Source organism: Pseudomonas sp. FSL L8-0168, assembly GCF_037976155.1.
Lineage (GTDB): Bacteria > Pseudomonadota > Gammaproteobacteria > Pseudomonadales > Pseudomonadaceae > Aquipseudomonas > Aquipseudomonas paracarnis.
Genome location: NZ_CP150262.1, coordinates 2,696,930 through 2,712,286, shown reverse-complemented (window position 1 = coordinate 2,712,286; position 15,357 = coordinate 2,696,930). Strand labels below are relative to the sequence as shown.

At 60.6% G+C, this 15,357-nt stretch carries 18 protein-coding genes and 1 tRNA gene; 10 read left to right on the top strand and 9 right to left on the bottom strand.

Annotated features, from left to right (window positions below; all coding sequences use genetic code 11):
• Positions 1 to 57 precede the first annotated feature (57 nt).
• Positions 58 to 231 (bottom strand): DUF3094 family protein, encoded by a 174-nt coding sequence (locus MHH62_RS11895; protein WP_014716869.1) that lies wholly within the window; start codon positions 229 to 231, stop codon positions 58 to 60.
• Positions 232 to 285: 54 nt separating this feature from the next.
• The gene (locus tag MHH62_RS11890; RefSeq protein ID WP_003188431.1) at positions 286 to 915 is read right to left on the bottom strand and encodes a DUF1780 domain-containing protein; all 630 of its coding nucleotides are present in this window, start codon (positions 913 to 915) and stop codon (positions 286 to 288) included.
• Positions 916 to 1,044: 129 nt separating this feature from the next.
• Here MHH62_RS11890 and MHH62_RS11885 point away from each other — a divergent pair, with 129 nt between their 5' ends.
• Positions 1,045 to 1,734: an energy-coupling factor ABC transporter permease gene (locus MHH62_RS11885; protein ID WP_102666587.1), complete on the top strand. Its 690-nt coding sequence runs from the start codon at positions 1,045 to 1,047 to the stop codon at positions 1,732 to 1,734.
• A 64-nt stretch (positions 1,735 to 1,798) separates the two neighbouring features.
• Positions 1,799 to 2,014, top strand: a complete 216-nt coding sequence (locus tag MHH62_RS11880) for a hypothetical protein (RefSeq protein WP_003171680.1) — start codon at positions 1,799 to 1,801, stop codon at positions 2,012 to 2,014.
• Here MHH62_RS11880 and yacG read toward each other — a convergent pair.
• From yacG to MHH62_RS11860, 4 genes are read right to left on the bottom strand one after another with little or no spacing between them, the layout of a single operon-like run.
• Entirely contained in the window at positions 2,011 to 2,211 is a 201-nt protein-coding gene (gene yacG / locus MHH62_RS11875; protein WP_003188437.1) for a DNA gyrase inhibitor YacG, read from the bottom strand. The two genes, MHH62_RS11880 and yacG, sit on opposite strands and share 4 nt — an antisense overlap.
• On the bottom strand, positions 2,208 to 2,831 hold the full coding sequence (gene coaE, locus MHH62_RS11870; protein WP_032903992.1) for a dephospho-CoA kinase: 624 nt from the start codon (positions 2,829 to 2,831) through the stop codon (positions 2,208 to 2,210). The genes yacG and coaE overlap by 4 nt, the downstream gene beginning before the upstream one ends.
• A complete protein-coding gene (locus MHH62_RS11865; protein WP_032903993.1) occupies positions 2,828 to 3,694 on the bottom strand; it encodes an A24 family peptidase in 867 nt (288 codons plus the stop codon). Before MHH62_RS11865 ends, coaE begins: the two co-directional genes overlap by 4 nt.
• Positions 3,691 to 4,899: a type II secretion system F family protein gene (locus tag MHH62_RS11860; RefSeq protein ID WP_032903994.1), complete on the bottom strand. Its 1,209-nt coding sequence runs from the start codon at positions 4,897 to 4,899 to the stop codon at positions 3,691 to 3,693. The genes MHH62_RS11865 and MHH62_RS11860 overlap by 4 nt, the downstream gene beginning before the upstream one ends.
• Positions 4,900 to 5,100: 201 nt before the next feature.
• Between MHH62_RS11860 and MHH62_RS11855 the strand changes: the two genes are divergently transcribed.
• The 3 genes from MHH62_RS11855 (at position 5,101) to MHH62_RS11845 (ending at position 6,109) form a co-directional block, all read left to right on the top strand.
• Positions 5,101 to 5,514: a pilin gene (locus MHH62_RS11855; protein WP_166406348.1), complete on the top strand. Its 414-nt coding sequence runs from the start codon at positions 5,101 to 5,103 to the stop codon at positions 5,512 to 5,514.
• A 64-nt stretch (positions 5,515 to 5,578) separates the two neighbouring features.
• A tRNA-Thr gene (locus MHH62_RS11850) sits at positions 5,579 to 5,654 on the top strand.
• A 149-nt stretch (positions 5,655 to 5,803) separates the two neighbouring features.
• Positions 5,804 to 6,109: a DUF6388 family protein gene (locus MHH62_RS11845; protein ID WP_014716875.1), complete on the top strand. Its 306-nt coding sequence runs from the start codon at positions 5,804 to 5,806 to the stop codon at positions 6,107 to 6,109.
• Between the two features lie 49 nt (positions 6,110 to 6,158).
• Here MHH62_RS11845 and nadC read toward each other — a convergent pair whose 3' ends face one another.
• On the bottom strand, positions 6,159 to 7,007 hold the full coding sequence (nadC, locus tag MHH62_RS11840; protein WP_014716876.1) for a carboxylating nicotinate-nucleotide diphosphorylase: 849 nt from the start codon (positions 7,005 to 7,007) through the stop codon (positions 6,159 to 6,161).
• 245 nt (positions 7,008 to 7,252) lie between these two features.
• Between nadC and MHH62_RS11835 the strand changes: the two genes are divergently transcribed.
• The 5 genes from MHH62_RS11835 to MHH62_RS11815 all read left to right on the top strand — a co-directional run bounded on the left by MHH62_RS11835 (position 7,253) and on the right by MHH62_RS11815 (position 13,594).
• The gene (locus MHH62_RS11835; RefSeq protein ID WP_103451984.1) at positions 7,253 to 9,400 is read left to right on the top strand and encodes a DUF1631 domain-containing protein; all 2,148 of its coding nucleotides are present in this window, start codon (positions 7,253 to 7,255) and stop codon (positions 9,398 to 9,400) included.
• A 61-nt stretch (positions 9,401 to 9,461) separates the two neighbouring features.
• Positions 9,462 to 10,025 carry a 1,6-anhydro-N-acetylmuramyl-L-alanine amidase AmpD gene (gene ampD / locus MHH62_RS11830; RefSeq protein WP_014716878.1) on the top strand — a complete coding sequence of 188 codons (564 nt, stop codon included), beginning with the start codon at positions 9,462 to 9,464 and terminating at the stop codon, positions 10,023 to 10,025.
• Entirely contained in the window at positions 10,022 to 10,858 is an 837-nt protein-coding gene (ampE, locus tag MHH62_RS11825) for a regulatory signaling modulator protein AmpE (protein ID WP_014716879.1), read from the top strand. Before ampD ends, ampE begins: the two co-directional genes overlap by 4 nt.
• 151 nt (positions 10,859 to 11,009) lie before the next feature.
• Positions 11,010 to 13,040, top strand: a complete 2,031-nt coding sequence (locus MHH62_RS11820; protein ID WP_336827312.1) for a methyl-accepting chemotaxis protein — start codon at positions 11,010 to 11,012, stop codon at positions 13,038 to 13,040.
• Between the two features lie 125 nt (positions 13,041 to 13,165).
• Positions 13,166 to 13,594, top strand: coding sequence for a hypothetical protein (locus MHH62_RS11815; RefSeq protein ID WP_032903996.1), 429 nt, complete (start codon positions 13,166 to 13,168; stop codon positions 13,592 to 13,594).
• On the opposite strand, the gene MHH62_RS11810 is transcribed toward MHH62_RS11815, so the two are convergent.
• Together MHH62_RS11810 and cra are read right to left on the bottom strand one after the other, a co-directional pair.
• Positions 13,541 to 14,317, bottom strand: coding sequence for a TatD family hydrolase (locus MHH62_RS11810; RefSeq protein WP_014716881.1), 777 nt, complete (start codon positions 14,315 to 14,317; stop codon positions 13,541 to 13,543). The genes MHH62_RS11815 and MHH62_RS11810 overlap by 54 nt on opposite strands.
• A gap of 2 nt (positions 14,318 to 14,319) precedes the next feature.
• The gene (gene cra, locus MHH62_RS11805) at positions 14,320 to 15,315 is read right to left on the bottom strand and encodes a catabolite repressor/activator (RefSeq protein ID WP_014716882.1); all 996 of its coding nucleotides are present in this window, start codon (positions 15,313 to 15,315) and stop codon (positions 14,320 to 14,322) included.
• Positions 15,316 to 15,357 lie beyond the last annotated feature (42 nt).

The window sequence follows — 15,357 nt, the reverse complement described above, 5'->3', positions numbered from 1 at the left end:
GATATCTCGCAAGGCTAAAAGAAATCGGAGCAGTTACCCTCGCGAGCGCCAGGCGGCTCATAGCGTCAGGTAACTCAATAGGCGGCTCAGCGCACCGAGCCCGATTACCACGACCAGCACCACGCAGAGGAGCAGCCACGGCCGGAAAGGCTTGCGCTCGACTCTGTGCTGGGTAAGTCGCAGGTACTCTTCGACACGCTCTTGGTCATCGGGTTTCAGGCGGCTGGTCATAAAGGCCTCGTCAGGTAGACGTTGCAAAGGGGCGCCACGTTACAGCCAGGGGCATCAAAGGCTGATGCCGACATCAAACACTATGCTGCGGCCCAGGTTGTTGCGCAAGAAGTCCGGCGCGTCGGGATGTGCAAACAGCACCCTGGCAAAGGTTGGCCCCACCAGTGACAGCGAGCGCCAGCCTTGGCGCAGGTATTCGGTCGGCGGCGGAAAATGGCTGTTGAGGTCCAGCACTTCGCGTTTGAGGCTGGTAAACGCAATGAGGTCCAACTCCCCCAGGTCCATGCCGCGTTCTTTGTAGTTGTGGGCTTTTTTACGCAGTGTGGGGGCCAGGCGCAGCAGGAATTCATGGGCCGGAATGCGCCGTGGCTTGGCTTCGCGCCGTACCAGTTGGCTCAAGGAGAAAGCACTGCGCCTGCGCAGCAACTCATCGCGCCACTCGTCGTTCAGGCGACGGCCCTCGTCCAGCACAAAAAAGACCTCGAAGCTGGCGTCGCGAAACAACACGTCGGGCGGCTCCTGGCCCGCAGCGTGAAACTCTTCGACGCGGTAGGGCACGTTCAAGCCTTGCAGCAGGCGCTGGCAGACCCAACGCTCACGCTCCCACTTGCGGGCATTGGACAGAAACGCATTGGCTTGTTCGGCTGCTACGGTGAGCAGGCGCAAATAATCTGAGTCATCCATAGTCGCAGCTTAGCGTTCAAATGATGACCACAGGAAGTCTTGCCTTAAAAACGCGGGTGTAGAATGCTGATGTGGAGCAGGCCCAGGGACGAGGTGTGTGATGAGGTTTTTGGTAAAGGCAGAGCATCCGTGATCAGTGCAGCGGTTCTGGCACCCCAGACGCTCGGCCTCGGCTGGCTGGTGTATGCGCCCGTGTTGATGTGGGCGATGCTGCGCTCGCCATGGGTGGAGTTGTTTGCCGACCGTCGGCGCCAGCACTTGCTGTTCGGCACGGTGTTCGCGCTGTTCATGCTGTGGCTCGTGCGACGGGATTTCGATACCGGCGTGTCCTACCACTTTATCGGCATGACCGCCGTGACCTTGCTGCTGGATTGGCCGCTGGCAATCGTCGGAGGCTTTGCTGCCCAGCTTGGCTTGATGCTGCTGGGGCGCCAGGACCTGGCCGCGCTTGGCATCAATGGCCTGCTGCTGATCGTGCTGCCGGTGCTGGTCACCGAAGGGTGCGCGCTGTTGGTAGAGCGGGCGCAGCCGCGAAACCCCTTTGTGTATATCTTCTGTTCGGGCTTTTTTGCTGCCGCCCTCTCGGCATTGCTATGCCTGTTGGCCGGCTTGGGCTTGTTGTGGTTCGACGGTCTTTTTGCGATGCCTGAGTGGTTGGAAGATTTTGTCGGTTACCTGTGGCTGATCATCTTTCCCGAAGCCTTTATCAACGGCATGGTCATCAGCGCGCTGGTGGTGTTTTGCCCGGAATGGCTGGAGACGTTCAACCGCACTCGCTACCTCTCGGCGCCGTGGAAGGACGACGATTCGCGGCGTTGATCCAGGTCAAATGCCAGGCCGCGGCGCGGGTCCATGCTCTGCAAAATTTTCAGGAGCACGGACAATGAGTGTGTACGAGTGGGCACGGCAGGAGTTGCGCAGAAGCCAGGATGCAGCGCAGGAAATCGGTTTTGACCCCGGCTTGACCTTGCGGGCCATGCTCAGTGCGGTCGTGCAGCAAAGCAAGGGTGTACGCAGTTTTGAAGACCTGGCCGACGAGTTGCAATACCTTGCAGAGAACCTCGACGACCAGCAGGAATATGCCTTTATGCGCCCTTAGTGGCGTGGCGGCAGGTCTTCGGAAAACAGTTCATCTTCGGCGTCAGGGGCCACGGGAATCTTGTGTTCTTCAGCGGCCCAGGCGCCCAGGTCTATAAGCTTGCAACGGTCCGAGCAGAACGGTCGGTTGAGGTTGGTCGCTTTCCATTCCACGGGTGCACCGCAGGTTGGGCAGTCGACGGTCAGGGGTTGGCTCATGATCGGCCTCCACGCAAAGTAAGGTAAAAGTGGTGCAGTCGCTCGACCTCGCCGTGCAGCCAGGCGAGGTCCTTATCGTTGACCAGCACGTCATCGGCATGGTTCAGGCGGTCTTCGCGGCTGGACTGGGCCTTGAGAATCGCCTGCACCTGTTGTTCGCTGATGCCGTCGCGCTGCAGGGTACGCTGAATCTGCAGTGATTGCGGCACGTCGATCACCAGGATGCGCTGGGTCATGCTGTACTGCCCGGACTCGATCAGCAGCGGCGACACCAGGATCGCGTAGGGCGATTGGGCGCGTGCCAGGTGGCTGCGAATTTCCTCGGCGATCAGCGGGTGCAGCAAGGCTTCCAGCCACAGGCGCTCTTGCGGGACCTCAAAGATCAGTTTGCGCAGCGCGGCACGGTCCAGTTGGCCGTCGGCTTGCAGCACGTCGCTGCCGAAGTGTTCGGCGATGCGTGCCAGGGCCGGGCGGCCAGGCTCGACCACCCAGCGCGCGGCGTGATCGGCATCCACCAGGTCGATGCCCAGCTTGATAAAGTGCTCGGCCGCAGCACTTTTGCCGCTGCCAATGCCGCCCGTGAGCCCAAGAATCCAGGGTGTTGCAACAGAAGTGGTCATCTGAAACCGACAGACTGCAAATAGAAGTCGGTTATTTGACCACCCCAGAGCAATGCAATCCAGCCGGCAATTGCCAGGCAGGGGCCAAACGGCATCGGCGCTGACACCTGGGCCTTACGCAAACGCAGCAGGATCAGCCCGGCAAGCACGCCCAGCAGCGAGGCCATCAGCAGGGTCATCGGCAGAATCTGCCAGCCGCCCCAGGCTCCCAGCAAGGCCAATAACTTGAAGTCGCCATGGCCCATGCCGTCTCTGCCGGTGGCCATCTTGAACAGCCAGAACAGGCACCACAAGCTCATGTAGCCGATAACCGCGCCCCACACTGCATCGGGCAGTGGCGTCAACAGGTCAGCACTGTTGAGGATCAGCCCCAGCCATAGCAGCGGCAGCACCAGCACATCCGGCAGCAGTTGGTGGTCCAGATCAATCAGGCTCATGCCCAGCAAGCCCCAACTCAACAGCATCACCGCGCCGGCTTGCCAGCCGAAGCCGAAGTGCCAGGCGACAGCGGTTGAGATCAGCGCGCACGCGAGTTCGGTGAGGGGGTAACGCAGGCCGATGGGCTCACGGCAGTGGGCACAATGCCCCCGGAGCAACAGGTAGCTGAGCACCGGGATATTTTCCCAAGGCCGAATCGGTTGATCGCAGCGCGGGCAGCAGGAGTTCGGACGCATCAGGTTATAGGCCGGCCCACCGGGCTCGGCTGGCAAGTCGAGAATCTCATGGGCCTGTGCACGCCATTCCCGCTCGAGCATTTTGGGCAGGCGCCACGCCAGCACATTGAGGAAGCTACCGACGATCAGGCCCAACACCAGCGCCAGGCCAACAAACGCCCAGGGATGTTCGCTCAGCAGCAGGCTCAAAATGCCGTCCCCAATTGGAACACCGGCAGGTACATGGCCACTACCAGCGCGCCGACAATCCCCCCCAATACGACCATGATCAGCGGCTCCATCAGGCTGGTGAGGTTGTCGACCAAGGTATCCACGTCTGACTCGTAGTGGTTCGCGACTTTTTCCAGCATGCGGTCCAGGGTGCCGGACTCTTCCCCGATTGCGGTCATCTGGATCGCCATGCCTGGGAACAGGCCGCTGTTATGCATCGATTGATTCAACTGCATGCCTGTGGATACATCGTGGCGCATACGTTCGATTGCCTGTTTGAAGGGGCCATTGCCGACGGCGCCGGCCACCGAACCCAATGCCTGTACCAGAGGGACGCCCGCCGCAAAGGTGGTGGAAAGTGTACGAGCGTAGCGGGCGACCGCAGATTTGTGCAGCAGTTTGCCTGCCATGGGCACTTTCAACAAACCTGCTGCCCACCAATGGCGAAACCCCGGGTAAGTACGGTAGGCGTGGCGCCCCACAACCAGCGCCGCGCCCACACCCAGCCCCAGCATCCACCACGCCTGTTGCAGCAGTTCCGACAGCGCGATGACCCCCAGGGTAAACCCGGGCAATTGGCCGTTGACCCCGGCGAACAAGTTCTGGAATTGCGGCACCACATGGATCAACAGCACTGTGCTCACCCCTGTGGCAATTACCAGTACCGCGATAGGGTAGGTCATGGCTTTCTTGATCCTGGTTTTGAGCCGTTGGCTTTTTTCCAAATGAATCGCCACGCGCTCCAGCAGGGTTTCCAGGGCGCCGGCCATTTCGCCAGCCGCCACCAGATTGCAGTACAGCTCATCGAAATGGCGGGGATATTGACGCAGGGCAGCGGCCAACGGGTGGCCGCTGGCAATATGCTGTTTCAACGCCTTGACCAGTTCGCGCAGCTGTGGGTTTTCGACGCCTTCGCTGATGATGTCGAAGGCTTGCAGCAGCGGGATGCCGGCTTTGAGCAAGGTGGCCAACTGGCGAGTGAACAGGGCGATATCTGCAGGCGTTATTCGCGTCTTGAAGATGTGTAAACCATAAGATTTCTTGCGCACACGCTCAGGGCAGATCCCTTGCTGGCGCAGTTGTAGCTTGATCAGCGCAAGGTTATGGCCGGCGATTTGCCCGGACACCCGGCGCCCTTTGCGGTTGATGCCTTCCCAGGCATAAATTGTCGACGTGTCGTTCATGTGAGGTTGACGCACCCAGGTCGTGAAGAATTTATAGCTTAGTCAGGCGGCGGATTCGGACAGGCTGGCGCTAGGCGATAAAATGTCAGATTGTGCGTCTCGCAGGCGATGGACTGCGTGGGGATGAGTACACTGGCGCCGTTGCACACTACGGGGCGCAGGACGTGCCTTGTCATGGTTCTATTCTGGAGAGTGAAAGAGATGCGTCAAAAAGGTTTTACCTTGATCGAGTTATTGATCGTCGTGGCAATCATCGGCATTTTGGCCACCATTGGCCTGCCCATGTACACCAAGCACCAGGCCAAGGCCAAGTTCACCGCGGGGTTGGCTGAAATCAGCGCGTTAAAGGCCGGCTATGAGGACGTCATCAACCAGGGCACCACGCCGACCCTTTCCCTCATCGGGGGCACCAGCCCTACCGCCAACTGCGCGATCGAGGTGACAGGCGATGTGGCCTCGGGCGCAGGCACCCTGCGTTGTGAAATCCTCGATGCGCCCGCGCCCGTGCTCGGCAAGACCATCACCTTGACCCGCAGCGCCACCACCGGCTGGAACTGTGCCACCACGGTAGAGCCGCAGTACGCTGCCAAGGGCTGCGGCGCCAACGGCGCGTGACAGTCGCCGGGCGGTGAGCGAGCAAGTTGCTGCATGCCCAATGCAGTGCTAGCTTTAGCCCACCGCCCGTGTAGCTCAGCCGGTAGAGCAGCGCACTCGTAACGCGAAGGTCGCAGGTTCGATTCCTGTCTCGGGCACCACAGGCACCACTGTTTCAACGGCAATGTTTTCAGATGATCCCAGAATGGTTCTGAAGGCCAGGTGAGCCGGGCATTTGCGCCCGCTCTTTTGTAACTGCGCAACCTTGAAGACCCAGATGCATTCCCATTCCTCGATCTAAGAGAACAATATGACCACGACCGAAATGACCCAGGCCGCTCGGCACGAACAAGCACTCAAGCACTACCTTGAGGACACGCCGCAGCTTAAAGAAGAGATCAAGGACCTGAGTGCCGACGATCAGCGCGACCAGATTCAGTGGGCATTTGAAGATGAGGCCGAGAGTCAGGGCTACCAGCCTTGGGAGCTGACCCTCAAGTACACCTCGACACCACAAGAGTTCGAAGCTGCGCGGTTGGCCTTGCACAAAGAGGCGGCCGAGGTGCTGGGTGTCGATTGGGAAGAGTACTGCGAGATGAATAATCTTGTAGTTTAAAAGCAGCCTGTAGGAGCGAGCTTGCTCGCTCCTACAGTTACGGCATCTTTCAGATACTGAGGCGCATCGACAGGTCCACCGCCTTCACATCCTTGGTCATCGCACCGATGGAGATGTAGTCCACGCCGGTTTCAGCGATAGGCAGCAAGGTGGTTTCATTGATCCCGCCGCTGGCTTCCAGTTTGGCCTTGCCGGCGTTCAGGCGCACGGCTTCGCGCATGTCGTCCAGGCTCAGTTCATCCAGCATGATGATGTCGGCACCCGCCGACAGGGCTTCACGCAACTCCTCCAGGTTTTCCACTTCGATTTCCACGGGCTTGCCCGGCGCGATCTTGTGGGCGGCGGTGATTGCTTGGGCAATACCACCGCAGGCGGCGATGTGGTTTTCCTTGATCAGGAATGCGTCATACAGCCCGATGCGGTGGTTGTGGCAACCGCCGCAGGTCACCGCATACTTCTGCGCCAAACGCAGGCCGGGCAATGTCTTGCGGGTGTCCAGCAGCTTGACCTGGGTGCTGGCGACAAAGTCCGCCAAAAATTGCGCACGGGTGGCAACCCCTGACAGCAATTGCAGAAAATTCAACGCGCAACGTTCACCACTGAGCAGCGAGCGGGCAGGGCCCTCAAGGTGGAACAACGCCTGGTTGGGGCTCACCCGTTCACCGTCAGCCACCTGCCAGTGCACGGCAACCCGAGGGTCCAGTTGACGAAACACTGCGTCCACCCACGCCGTGCCGGCGATAACAGCCGCCTCACGGGTAATGATCGTGGCCTTGGCCAGCCGTTCGGCCGGGATCAACTGCGCGGTGATGTCACCACTGCCGATGTCTTCCAGCAGTGCGCGGCGCACGTTGGCTTCGATTTCGGCGGTGAGGTCGGCAAGACGGAGGTTCGGCATAACAGGCTCCACAAACAAAGTGCCTCGATTATAGGGCCAGCGTGCGTTCTAACCCAGGCTCGCCACTCATTTACCGCACAAAGTCAGAGTGTGCTGGCGCAACTGCCCTCGTTTGCAAGATAATCTCGCGCCTTGCAATTGGCGTCATAGCTTTGACGTCTTGGTGGTGATCGGGTATTTGCAGTGCCTGCCGGGCCTGCGCTCCGTCTCTCCACCTCTCAAAACCGCCGTTTCAGGAGGCCAGGATGCACAATGACGGGAAGGTGGTGCCTATCAACAGGGCGCAGGCCACGCCATCGCCGCTCGCGCGCCTGCCGGTGGTGTTGCTGCAGGTGCGTGACAAGGCTGCGCAACAGCTGCAGCAAGGCTTGCAGGAACTGTTCGATAACGCCGACGACACCCTGTTCGAAATGGCCGAAAAGGCCCGTAGCACCGTCGACCATCATATTTTTTTCGAGGCCATGCGCGACCTGCGCCTCAAGCGCAAGAACTTCGAGCGCGTGTTCATGGAGCAGCTGTTCGTGGCGTTCGCCAACCTTGGCCAGGCCCGGTGCAGCGGGGCACACCTGGTGCCGGTGGTGTCTTATGAGGAGGTCCCCGGCACCGGCGCCGATGACGTGGAAAAAGCCGTGGCCCTGGAGGCGATGCTCGGTCGGGTGCATCACCGTGATGGTTTGGCGCTGGGGCAGTTGAACGCGCGCGTAAGTGCATTGCTCGGCAGGCGCCTGGACGATCCTGAAAACCCATTGGGCCCGGCGCGGTTGTGCGAGTTTTTCCTGCAAGCAGGGCGCAGCCTGGGGGTGGAAATCCGCGTCAAGCTGGTCATGCTCAAGCTATTTGAGAAATACGTGCTCAGTGACGCAGACTTGTTGTATGGCGAGGCCAACCAATTACTGATCGCCACTGGCGTATTGCCGGAACTCAAGGCGCTCCCATCCCGTCGAGCCGGCGGACGTGCGGCCCGGGAGCACCAGCATTGCACCGGCCAGGCGATGGCCGACCCGCCGCTGGATAAAAGCGGCCAGCAAGCGTTCAGTGCCTTGCAGAAGTTGCTGGTAGCCGTGCGTGGCAGCGTGGCCCCGACCCTTGAAGCCAGCGCCGAACCGCAACCTGTTGTCAGCCGCGATCTGCTGCGTCTGCTGTCGCATCTGCAGCAATATGTACCGGAGCCGGAGTGCGAGGACGATTTCGACCTGCGCAACCAGCTGGAACAGCTGCTCACCCGGGTCAGTGTCAAAAGTGGCAAGTCGCGGGTGTTAGAAGAAGCAGACGAAGATGTGATCAATCTGGTCGCCATGCTGTTCGAGTTCATGCTCGATGACAGCAGTGTGCCGGACGCTTTCAAGGCGCTGATCGCTCGCTTGCAGATCCCGCTGCTGAAAGTGGCGGTGCTGGACAAAAGTCTGTTCAGTTGCGCGGAGCATCCCGCGCGGCGCTTGCTCAATGATATCGCGAGCGCCGTCATCGGCTGGAGTTCGCCCCATGACCACACACGGGACAACCTCTACCTGTGTATCGAGCAACTCGTACAGCGCTTGCTGAATGAGTTCGTCGAAGACCCGACGATTTTCTCCCATTTACTCACCACCTTCAGCGAATTCATAGCCCAAGAGCGCAAGCGCAGCGAACGCCTTGAGCGATATACCCGTGACGTCGAGCAAGAGCATCTGCATATCAAGGTGGCGCGCCAGCGTGTGGCGCACGTGCTCAATCGACGGCTCGTGGGCGAAACCTTGCCGCAATCGGTGCTGCAATTTGTACAGCAGGCCTGGAGCCAGGTGCTGTTAGTGGCCGTTCTCAAGCACGGTGAACACTCGCTGCAGTGGCAGACGGCGCTGCGTACCCTGGATGAATTGGTCTGGAGCGTCGGCCTGCGTGAAGACACCGAAGCGGGCCGGCGTTTGCTCGAGCAATTACCCGGGCTGCTCAAGGCATTGCGTAGTGGGTTGGCCGATGCGGCGTTCGATCCTTTCAGTACCCGCGAGTTCTTCCTGCGGTTGCAGGCCATGCATGTTGAGCCGCTCGACAGTGAGGCGCTGGTTGAAGTCCGTGAGCCTTTTGCCCTGTGGGCTGGCCCGCCGGCTGCCGACGAACCACTGCCCCCTGATGACCCCGACCTGCTCAAGGCCCAGCAGTTGCGCGTCGGTGACTGGGTAGCGTTGCTGCAAAATGAAGCCGGTAACCTGCGCTGCAAGTTGACCGCAATCATGCCGCCCGCCGATACCTATATTTTTGTCAGCCGAGCGGGTCTCAAGGTGCTGGAGAAAAGCGCGGGCCAGTTAGCCTTGGCGTTCAAGCAGGGCGCCCTGCATACCTTGAATGATGGCCCGCTGTTCGAACGTGCACTGGCCGCCGTGGTGGGCGACCTGCGGCAACTCAATCGCGGCAAGTGATCGCAACCGCAGGGTGGAACGCGGCATACTGGTCACACCTCGTCTCACTCAAGGAGCCTGTATGCAGTTGGACCCCGCCAGCGGTTGGTGCCAGGGCATTCGTCATTGCCCTTCGCCCAACTTCAACGAGCGCCCTGAAGGCGAAATCTCGCTGTTGGTGGTGCATAACATCAGTTTGCCTCCGGCGCAGTTCAACACCGGTAAGGTGCAGGAGTTTTTCCAGAACCGCCTGGATATCTCAGAACATCCCTACTTTGAAGGGATTGCCAGCCTACGGGTGTCTGCGCATTTTCTGATTGAACGTGACGGCACTGTGACGCAATTTGTTTCGTGCCGTGACCGGGCCTGGCATGCCGGTATTTCCGTCTTTGAGGGGCGCGAGATCTGCAACGATTTTTCTCTGGGAATCGAGCTGGAAGGTACGGATGACCTACCGTTCACCGATGCCCAGTATGCGGCGTTGATCGACCTGGCACGCCAACTGTTGGCCGCTTACCCCGCGATCACCCATCAACGTATTTGTGGTCACAGCGACATCGCTCCGGGTCGCAAGACCGACCCGGGCCCCGCTTTTGATTGGATGCGCTTTCGCAGCGCCCTGCAGGATGGAGGACACGAACGATGAGTTTCCTGGTGTTGGTGCTGGCGGTATGGATCGAGAAGTTCTCGGCCTTGCGCCTGCGGTTGCAGCGCGACGGTGGATGGCTGCGTGAGCTGGCCAAGCTGGAATCGAGCCCGCGCATGGGCAAGCGGCCCTGGTTGATCCTGCTGGTATTGGTGCTGCTGCCGGTGGCGTTGCTGGCGTTGTTGTTGCTGGTCCTGGAGCCAGTAGCCTATGGCCTGTTGGCATTGCCGGTGCACTTGCTGGTGGTGATCTACAGCCTGGGCCGTGGCGATCTATTGGCCGGGCTGGGGCCGTTTCGCGATGCCTGGCGGCGCGGTGACCTGCAAGCGGCCGAGCATGTGGCCGAGCGCGACCTCAAGCTTGGCGCCGACAGTGGCGAGCAACTGCTGGAGCGTGTTCAGGGCTACCTGCTGTGGCAGGCGTATCAAAGCTTTTTCGCGGTGATTTTCTGGTATTTCCTGCTGGGCCCGGTGGCCGCCCTGGCGTACCGCCTGTTGGCGCTGGCCAGCGAAAACAGCCAGAACCCCTTGGTGGCCGAGCGCGCCACGCAATTGCGCCACGCGTTTGACTGGTTGCCGGTACGCCTCCTGGCGGCCAGCTTTGCCTTGGTGGGCAATTTCGTCGGGGTCAGCCGGGTGATGCTCCACGAACTGCTGAGCTGGGACATCAGCGCTGCCCAACTGATGGAAAAAGTCGGCCTGGCCGCCGCGGAAATTCCTCCCCCCGTGGTGGGGGCCGATGGCATCAACAGCCTGGATCGCCTGTGGGAGCTGCTGCTACGTGCGGCAGTGCTGTGGTATGCCGGGTTTGCCATCTGGACGGTGTTGCCCTGAGTAATAGCGGCGGGGTGCATCCATCACTCCCGCCGTTAACCTTACGTTACAAAACTCCCTTTCGAATTGAGCTATACAGATAGAGCGCCAAATAGTGGCTATCTGCCGTCGCCCTGCGCCTCAATAAAAATAAAAGAAGGGGAGGTCACCTGTGAAGAGCTTGCTTTATCCCGCCGTCGCGCTGATGAACCGCCTGAGCTTCGGCATGAAGTTCAGCCTGATCAGCGTGCTGTTCCTGCTGCCGATGCTGGCGACCAACTATTACCTGGTGCGCGACTCGTGGCGCGAATACCAGGGCACCCGCGTCGAACTGCAAAGCCTTGACCTGCTCGGCAGCAGTCTGGCGTTGCGTCGGGAGTTGGAAACCCTCAACAACCAGGTACAGATCAACGCCACCCTCGGCCAGTCAGGCAAAGCGGCAGACCTGGAGGCCAGGATCAGCGCCTTGGAAGCCAGTGTAGTGGAGCGCTTGCAGGGCTTGCACGCGATCGCGACCCAGCCCGAGCACGTTGCCGTCTTCGACAGTAAGCGCGATGAGTTGATCGCTGCGTTCAAGGCTCAGCAACAGGAAACCTCGTTGCTCAACAAAGCAGCGTTGATCGGCAAGTTACTCAACCAGGCCCAGATGTTCAGCCAGATTATTGCCAGCCAGGCCGGCTTGAACCGTGATCCGCAAAGTGATCTGCGCCAGCTCAGCGACCTGGTCACCACCGTCACCCCTCAGGTCACCCAGGTCTTGGGTGAAGGCCGTGCGATGGGCGCGTACTCCCTGGGGCAGGGCTTTATCAATTCGTCCTCCAGTACCCGTTTTGACGAACTGCTGCAGCAGTTGGAAAAACTCCATGGTGAATATGGCCTGAAGCTGCAGGACGCGCTCGGCGCCAGCAAGGCCGCGCACGCCGCCCTCGAGGTGTCGGCGCAAGCCAGCCAGGCGAGCCTCAAGCAAGGCAGTGAGTTTTTCGAAGAGCAGGTGGTGATGGCCGAAACCCTCGACGCGCCTTGGCAGGGGTTTTATGACGGCGTCAGCCAACTAATGGCCAAGACCTATCAATTGGATGACGCCACCCTGGCGTTCCTCGGGCAGCAGTTGCAGCAGCGCCTGGCGCAGAACCGTCTGCACATGGTGTTGCTGGTCACGGCCCTGGCGACGGTGTTTGCGCTGATTTTCTATCTCTATGCCGGTTTCTTTGTTTCCACTCGCACCACCTTGCGCCGCCTGGGGGCGATGATGGACAAAGTGGCGACGGGCGATATGACCGTCACTTTCGTTGCGCAAAGCCGTGACGAATTGGGCGACCTGGGCCAGGTGTTCAATGGCACCGTGGCCAAGATTCATGACCTGATCGAGCGCGTTGGGCATACGGTCAGCCAGGTGGAGTTGCAGGCCGGCCAGGTGCAGGCGGTGTCGGCACAGAGTAACCAGGCGGTGTCCGGCCAGCGCAGCCAGATCGAACAAGTAGCGACCGCGATGAACCAGATGTCCGCCACCGCCCAAGAGGTGGCGCGCAGCGCGGCGGCGGCGGTCAGCAGTGCCCAGAGCGTCAATGATGAAACGGTCAGCGGGCGTGCGCTGGTGCAATCCCAGCAAGGCGGCATCGCACGCCTGGCGGCGGAGATAGACGATTCGGTGCGGGTGATCAACCAGCTGGCAGCCGACAGCCAGTCCATCAGCAGCGTTTTGGAAGTGATCAAGAGCATTGCCGAGCAGACCAACCTGCTGGCGCTCAACGCGGCCATCGAAGCCGCGCGCGCCGGTGACCAAGGGCGCGGGTTTGCGGTGGTGGCCGACGAAGTGCGCACTCTGGCTCGGCGCACCCAGCACTCAACCGAGGAAATCGAGCAGATGATCAGCCGCTTGCACAGCGGCGTCGGCGCGGCGGTGAAGGCCATGGGCAGCAGCCATGAGATGGCGAATGGCACGGTGGGGCAGTCGGAAAAAGTCCAGCAAGCCCTGGAAAATATCCTGGGAGCGGTAGGGATGATCGTCGACCAGAACCAGCAGATCGCCGCCGCCGTGGAACAGCAAACGGCGGTCGCCCACGACATCGACCAGAACATTGTCGAAATCAACCGTGCTGGCGAGCATGCAGCGCAAGGCGCCCAGCACACGGAAGCGGCCAGTCGGCAGTTGGCAATCCAGGTGGTTGAGTTGAAGCAATTGATTGGTGCGTTTCGGGTGTAGGGGGGTTCTGAAGGATGTGACTACCGACCCTGTGGCCGATGTCTTGATTTGCCTGGGCGTGTTTTATCGCGGCGTGAATAGGTGAAAATTTATTTCATCCGTCACGGTCACGAGGAGACACGACGATGGCCGCTGCAATCGGTATCAAAGGGCATTGCGCCCAGTGCGACATGACGTTTGAACTCAAGCCTTGGCAACTGAATGCCATTGCCATTGATGTGCCTTTTGACTGTACGTATTGCCACTCGGGGTTGCAGTTGGGGTGCGCCAAGCAGTTGCGGCAGTTCAGGGCCCTGGACCAATGGGCGCTGGTGCGGCCGAGCATGATCATGCTGACATGCGCGACCTTGCTGGTGGCCTTGTTCGCTGAATGGTTGGGGCTGCTCAGTGTGATCGGGCAACTGAACGTTTCGCTGGTCGCCGTGCTGATCCATTTGCTGGTGGTGCGCTATGCCCGGCATCGACAGACAATGATCTTGAAGTTGCAGGTGATCAGTCCGCTACCAGTTGAACAGCTCGCACGCATTGCGTGTGCTCGTCTCAGCGAGCAATAGAGGGCTGATACCCATGCGCTCGGCCAGGGCCGTGCAGATATCTGGCAGATGCTGCGGGCTATTGCGCTGGTTGGGGTACATGGCCGGAGCCATATCCGGCGCATCGGTTTCCAGCACCACGGCGTCGAGTGGCAACTGCGCCAGTACCCGGTGCATGCGCAGCGCCTGGGGCCAGGTGGCAGCGCCGCCCAGGCCCAGTTTGAACCCCAGCTTGATGTACTCGCGCGCCTCTTCAGCGCTGCCAGCGAACGCGTGGATGATGCCGCCTCTGGGCACGCGGATGCGCTTGAGGGTGGCAATCACGGCGGCGTGGCTGCGGCGAACGTGGAGCAAGGCCGGCAGTTGGAAATCCACCGCGAGTTTCAGTTGGGCTTCAAATAACTGTTGCTGGCGCTGGTGGTCCAACTGTTCGAGAAAGTAATCCAGGCCAATTTCGCCCACGGCGCACAGTTGCCGGTGGCCATGCAGGCGCGTCAACCAGTCGCCCAGCTCCAGCAGGTCGGCGGGGCGATGCTCCTCGAGATACACCGGGTGCAAGCCGAAGGCGGCGAACAAGCCTTCGTCCTGTTGCACCAAGTCCCACAGCCGCTGCCAGTTTTTCTGGTACACCCCCAGCACCACCAGGCGCCGCACGCCGAGTTCACGGCTGTGGGCAAGGACGTGCGAGCGATCCTGGTCGAAGTCCTCGAAGTCCAGGTGCGTGTGGGTGTCGATCAGCTCCACGCTCAGGCCTCGTGGATACGCTGCTTGAAAGTCCGGCCAATCGCATGCACGCCGGGTTGGTACTGTTCTTCTTCAATGGCGGCCAGGGCCAGGCGCAGGGCGGTCTCGGCAATCAATTGATGTTGCTGGGCCATGGCGTTGACCGGCAGCGGGAGGAAATCCAGCAACTGGGTATCGCCGAAGGTGCCCAGGCGCAGGGGACGTGACTTGAGGGGGAAGTCATGCAGCGCATCAAACACGCCTTGCAGCAGTACGTAGGAGGTGGTTACCAGCGCGTCCGGCAAATGCCCCAGGCGTTGCAGCAGTTGCTCCATCAGCTCTCGGCCGCAGTCACGACTGAAGGCTTCGCCCTGTTCGATAATCACTTCGCCCGTAAAGCCTTGCAGCGCATCACGGAAACCGGCGGTACGTGCCTGGCTGATGCTCAGCTCGGGCCGCGCGCCAATCAGTGCGATCTGCTTGGGCAACGGTTGCAGCAGGCTGCTGGTGAGTTGCCTGCAGGCCTGGTGGTCGTCGCTGACCACGGAGCAGAACTGGTTCGGCTCCATCTCCCGGTCGATGGCAATCACCGGCAGCCCCTTGGCCTGCAGCTCGCGATAGCTGTCATCGCTGGCTGGCAGGCAACTGGCGACGAACAACGCATCGCAACGCCGCGCCCGGAACAGTTGCAGCAGTTGGCGTTCGCTGTCCGCTTCATCATCGGAGCTGGCGATCAGCAACTGATAGCCCCGCGCCCGTGCTCCTTGTTCCAGCAGTTTGGCGATGCGTGCGTAGCTGGGGTTTTCCAGGTCTGGCAGGATGAACCCCAAGGTTCGCGTATGCCGGCTGCGCAGCCCGGCGGCTTGAGGGTTGGGGGTAAAGCCATGGGCTTGGACCACGGCACGCACACGCTCAACGGTGGCGTTGCTGATGCGCTGCTGTTCGGCCTTGCCGTTGATGACATAGCTGGCGGTGGTAACGGACACACCGGCCAGACGTGCGATATCACTGAGTTTCAAACCGGGATTTCCTTGTTTTTTGGCGCTCGCCCCGACATTTTG

What these genes read in the sequence shown, in the direction of transcription:
- MHH62_RS11895 (WP_014716869.1), bottom strand. Translation starts at nt 231, where the DNA reads ATGACCAGCCGCCTGAAACCCGATGACCAAGAGCGTGTCGAAGAGTAC.
- nadC (WP_014716876.1), bottom strand. Translation starts at nt 7,007, where the DNA reads ATGCCGAACCTCCGTCTTGCCGACCTCACCGCCGAAATCGAAGCCAAC.
- MHH62_RS11880 (WP_003171680.1), top strand. Translation starts at nt 1,799, where the DNA reads ATGAGTGTGTACGAGTGGGCACGGCAGGAGTTGCGCAGAAGCCAGGAT.
- MHH62_RS11835 (WP_103451984.1), top strand. Translation starts at nt 7,253, where the DNA reads ATGCACAATGACGGGAAGGTGGTGCCTATCAACAGGGCGCAGGCCACG.
- MHH62_RS11815 (WP_032903996.1), top strand. Translation starts at nt 13,166, where the DNA reads ATGGCCGCTGCAATCGGTATCAAAGGGCATTGCGCCCAGTGCGACATG.
- coaE (WP_032903992.1), bottom strand. Translation starts at nt 2,831, where the DNA reads ATGACCACTTCTGTTGCAACACCCTGGATTCTTGGGCTCACGGGCGGC.
- MHH62_RS11845 (WP_014716875.1), top strand. Translation starts at nt 5,804, where the DNA reads ATGACCACGACCGAAATGACCCAGGCCGCTCGGCACGAACAAGCACTC.
- MHH62_RS11855 (WP_166406348.1), top strand. Translation starts at nt 5,101, where the DNA reads ATGCGTCAAAAAGGTTTTACCTTGATCGAGTTATTGATCGTCGTGGCA.
- ampE (WP_014716879.1), top strand. Translation starts at nt 10,022, where the DNA reads ATGAGTTTCCTGGTGTTGGTGCTGGCGGTATGGATCGAGAAGTTCTCG.
- MHH62_RS11860 (WP_032903994.1), bottom strand. Translation starts at nt 4,899, where the DNA reads ATGAACGACACGTCGACAATTTATGCCTGGGAAGGCATCAACCGCAAA.
- yacG (WP_003188437.1), bottom strand. Translation starts at nt 2,211, where the DNA reads ATGAGCCAACCCCTGACCGTCGACTGCCCAACCTGCGGTGCACCCGTG.
- MHH62_RS11890 (WP_003188431.1), bottom strand. Translation starts at nt 915, where the DNA reads ATGGATGACTCAGATTATTTGCGCCTGCTCACCGTAGCAGCCGAACAA.
- ampD (WP_014716878.1), top strand. Translation starts at nt 9,462, where the DNA reads ATGCAGTTGGACCCCGCCAGCGGTTGGTGCCAGGGCATTCGTCATTGC.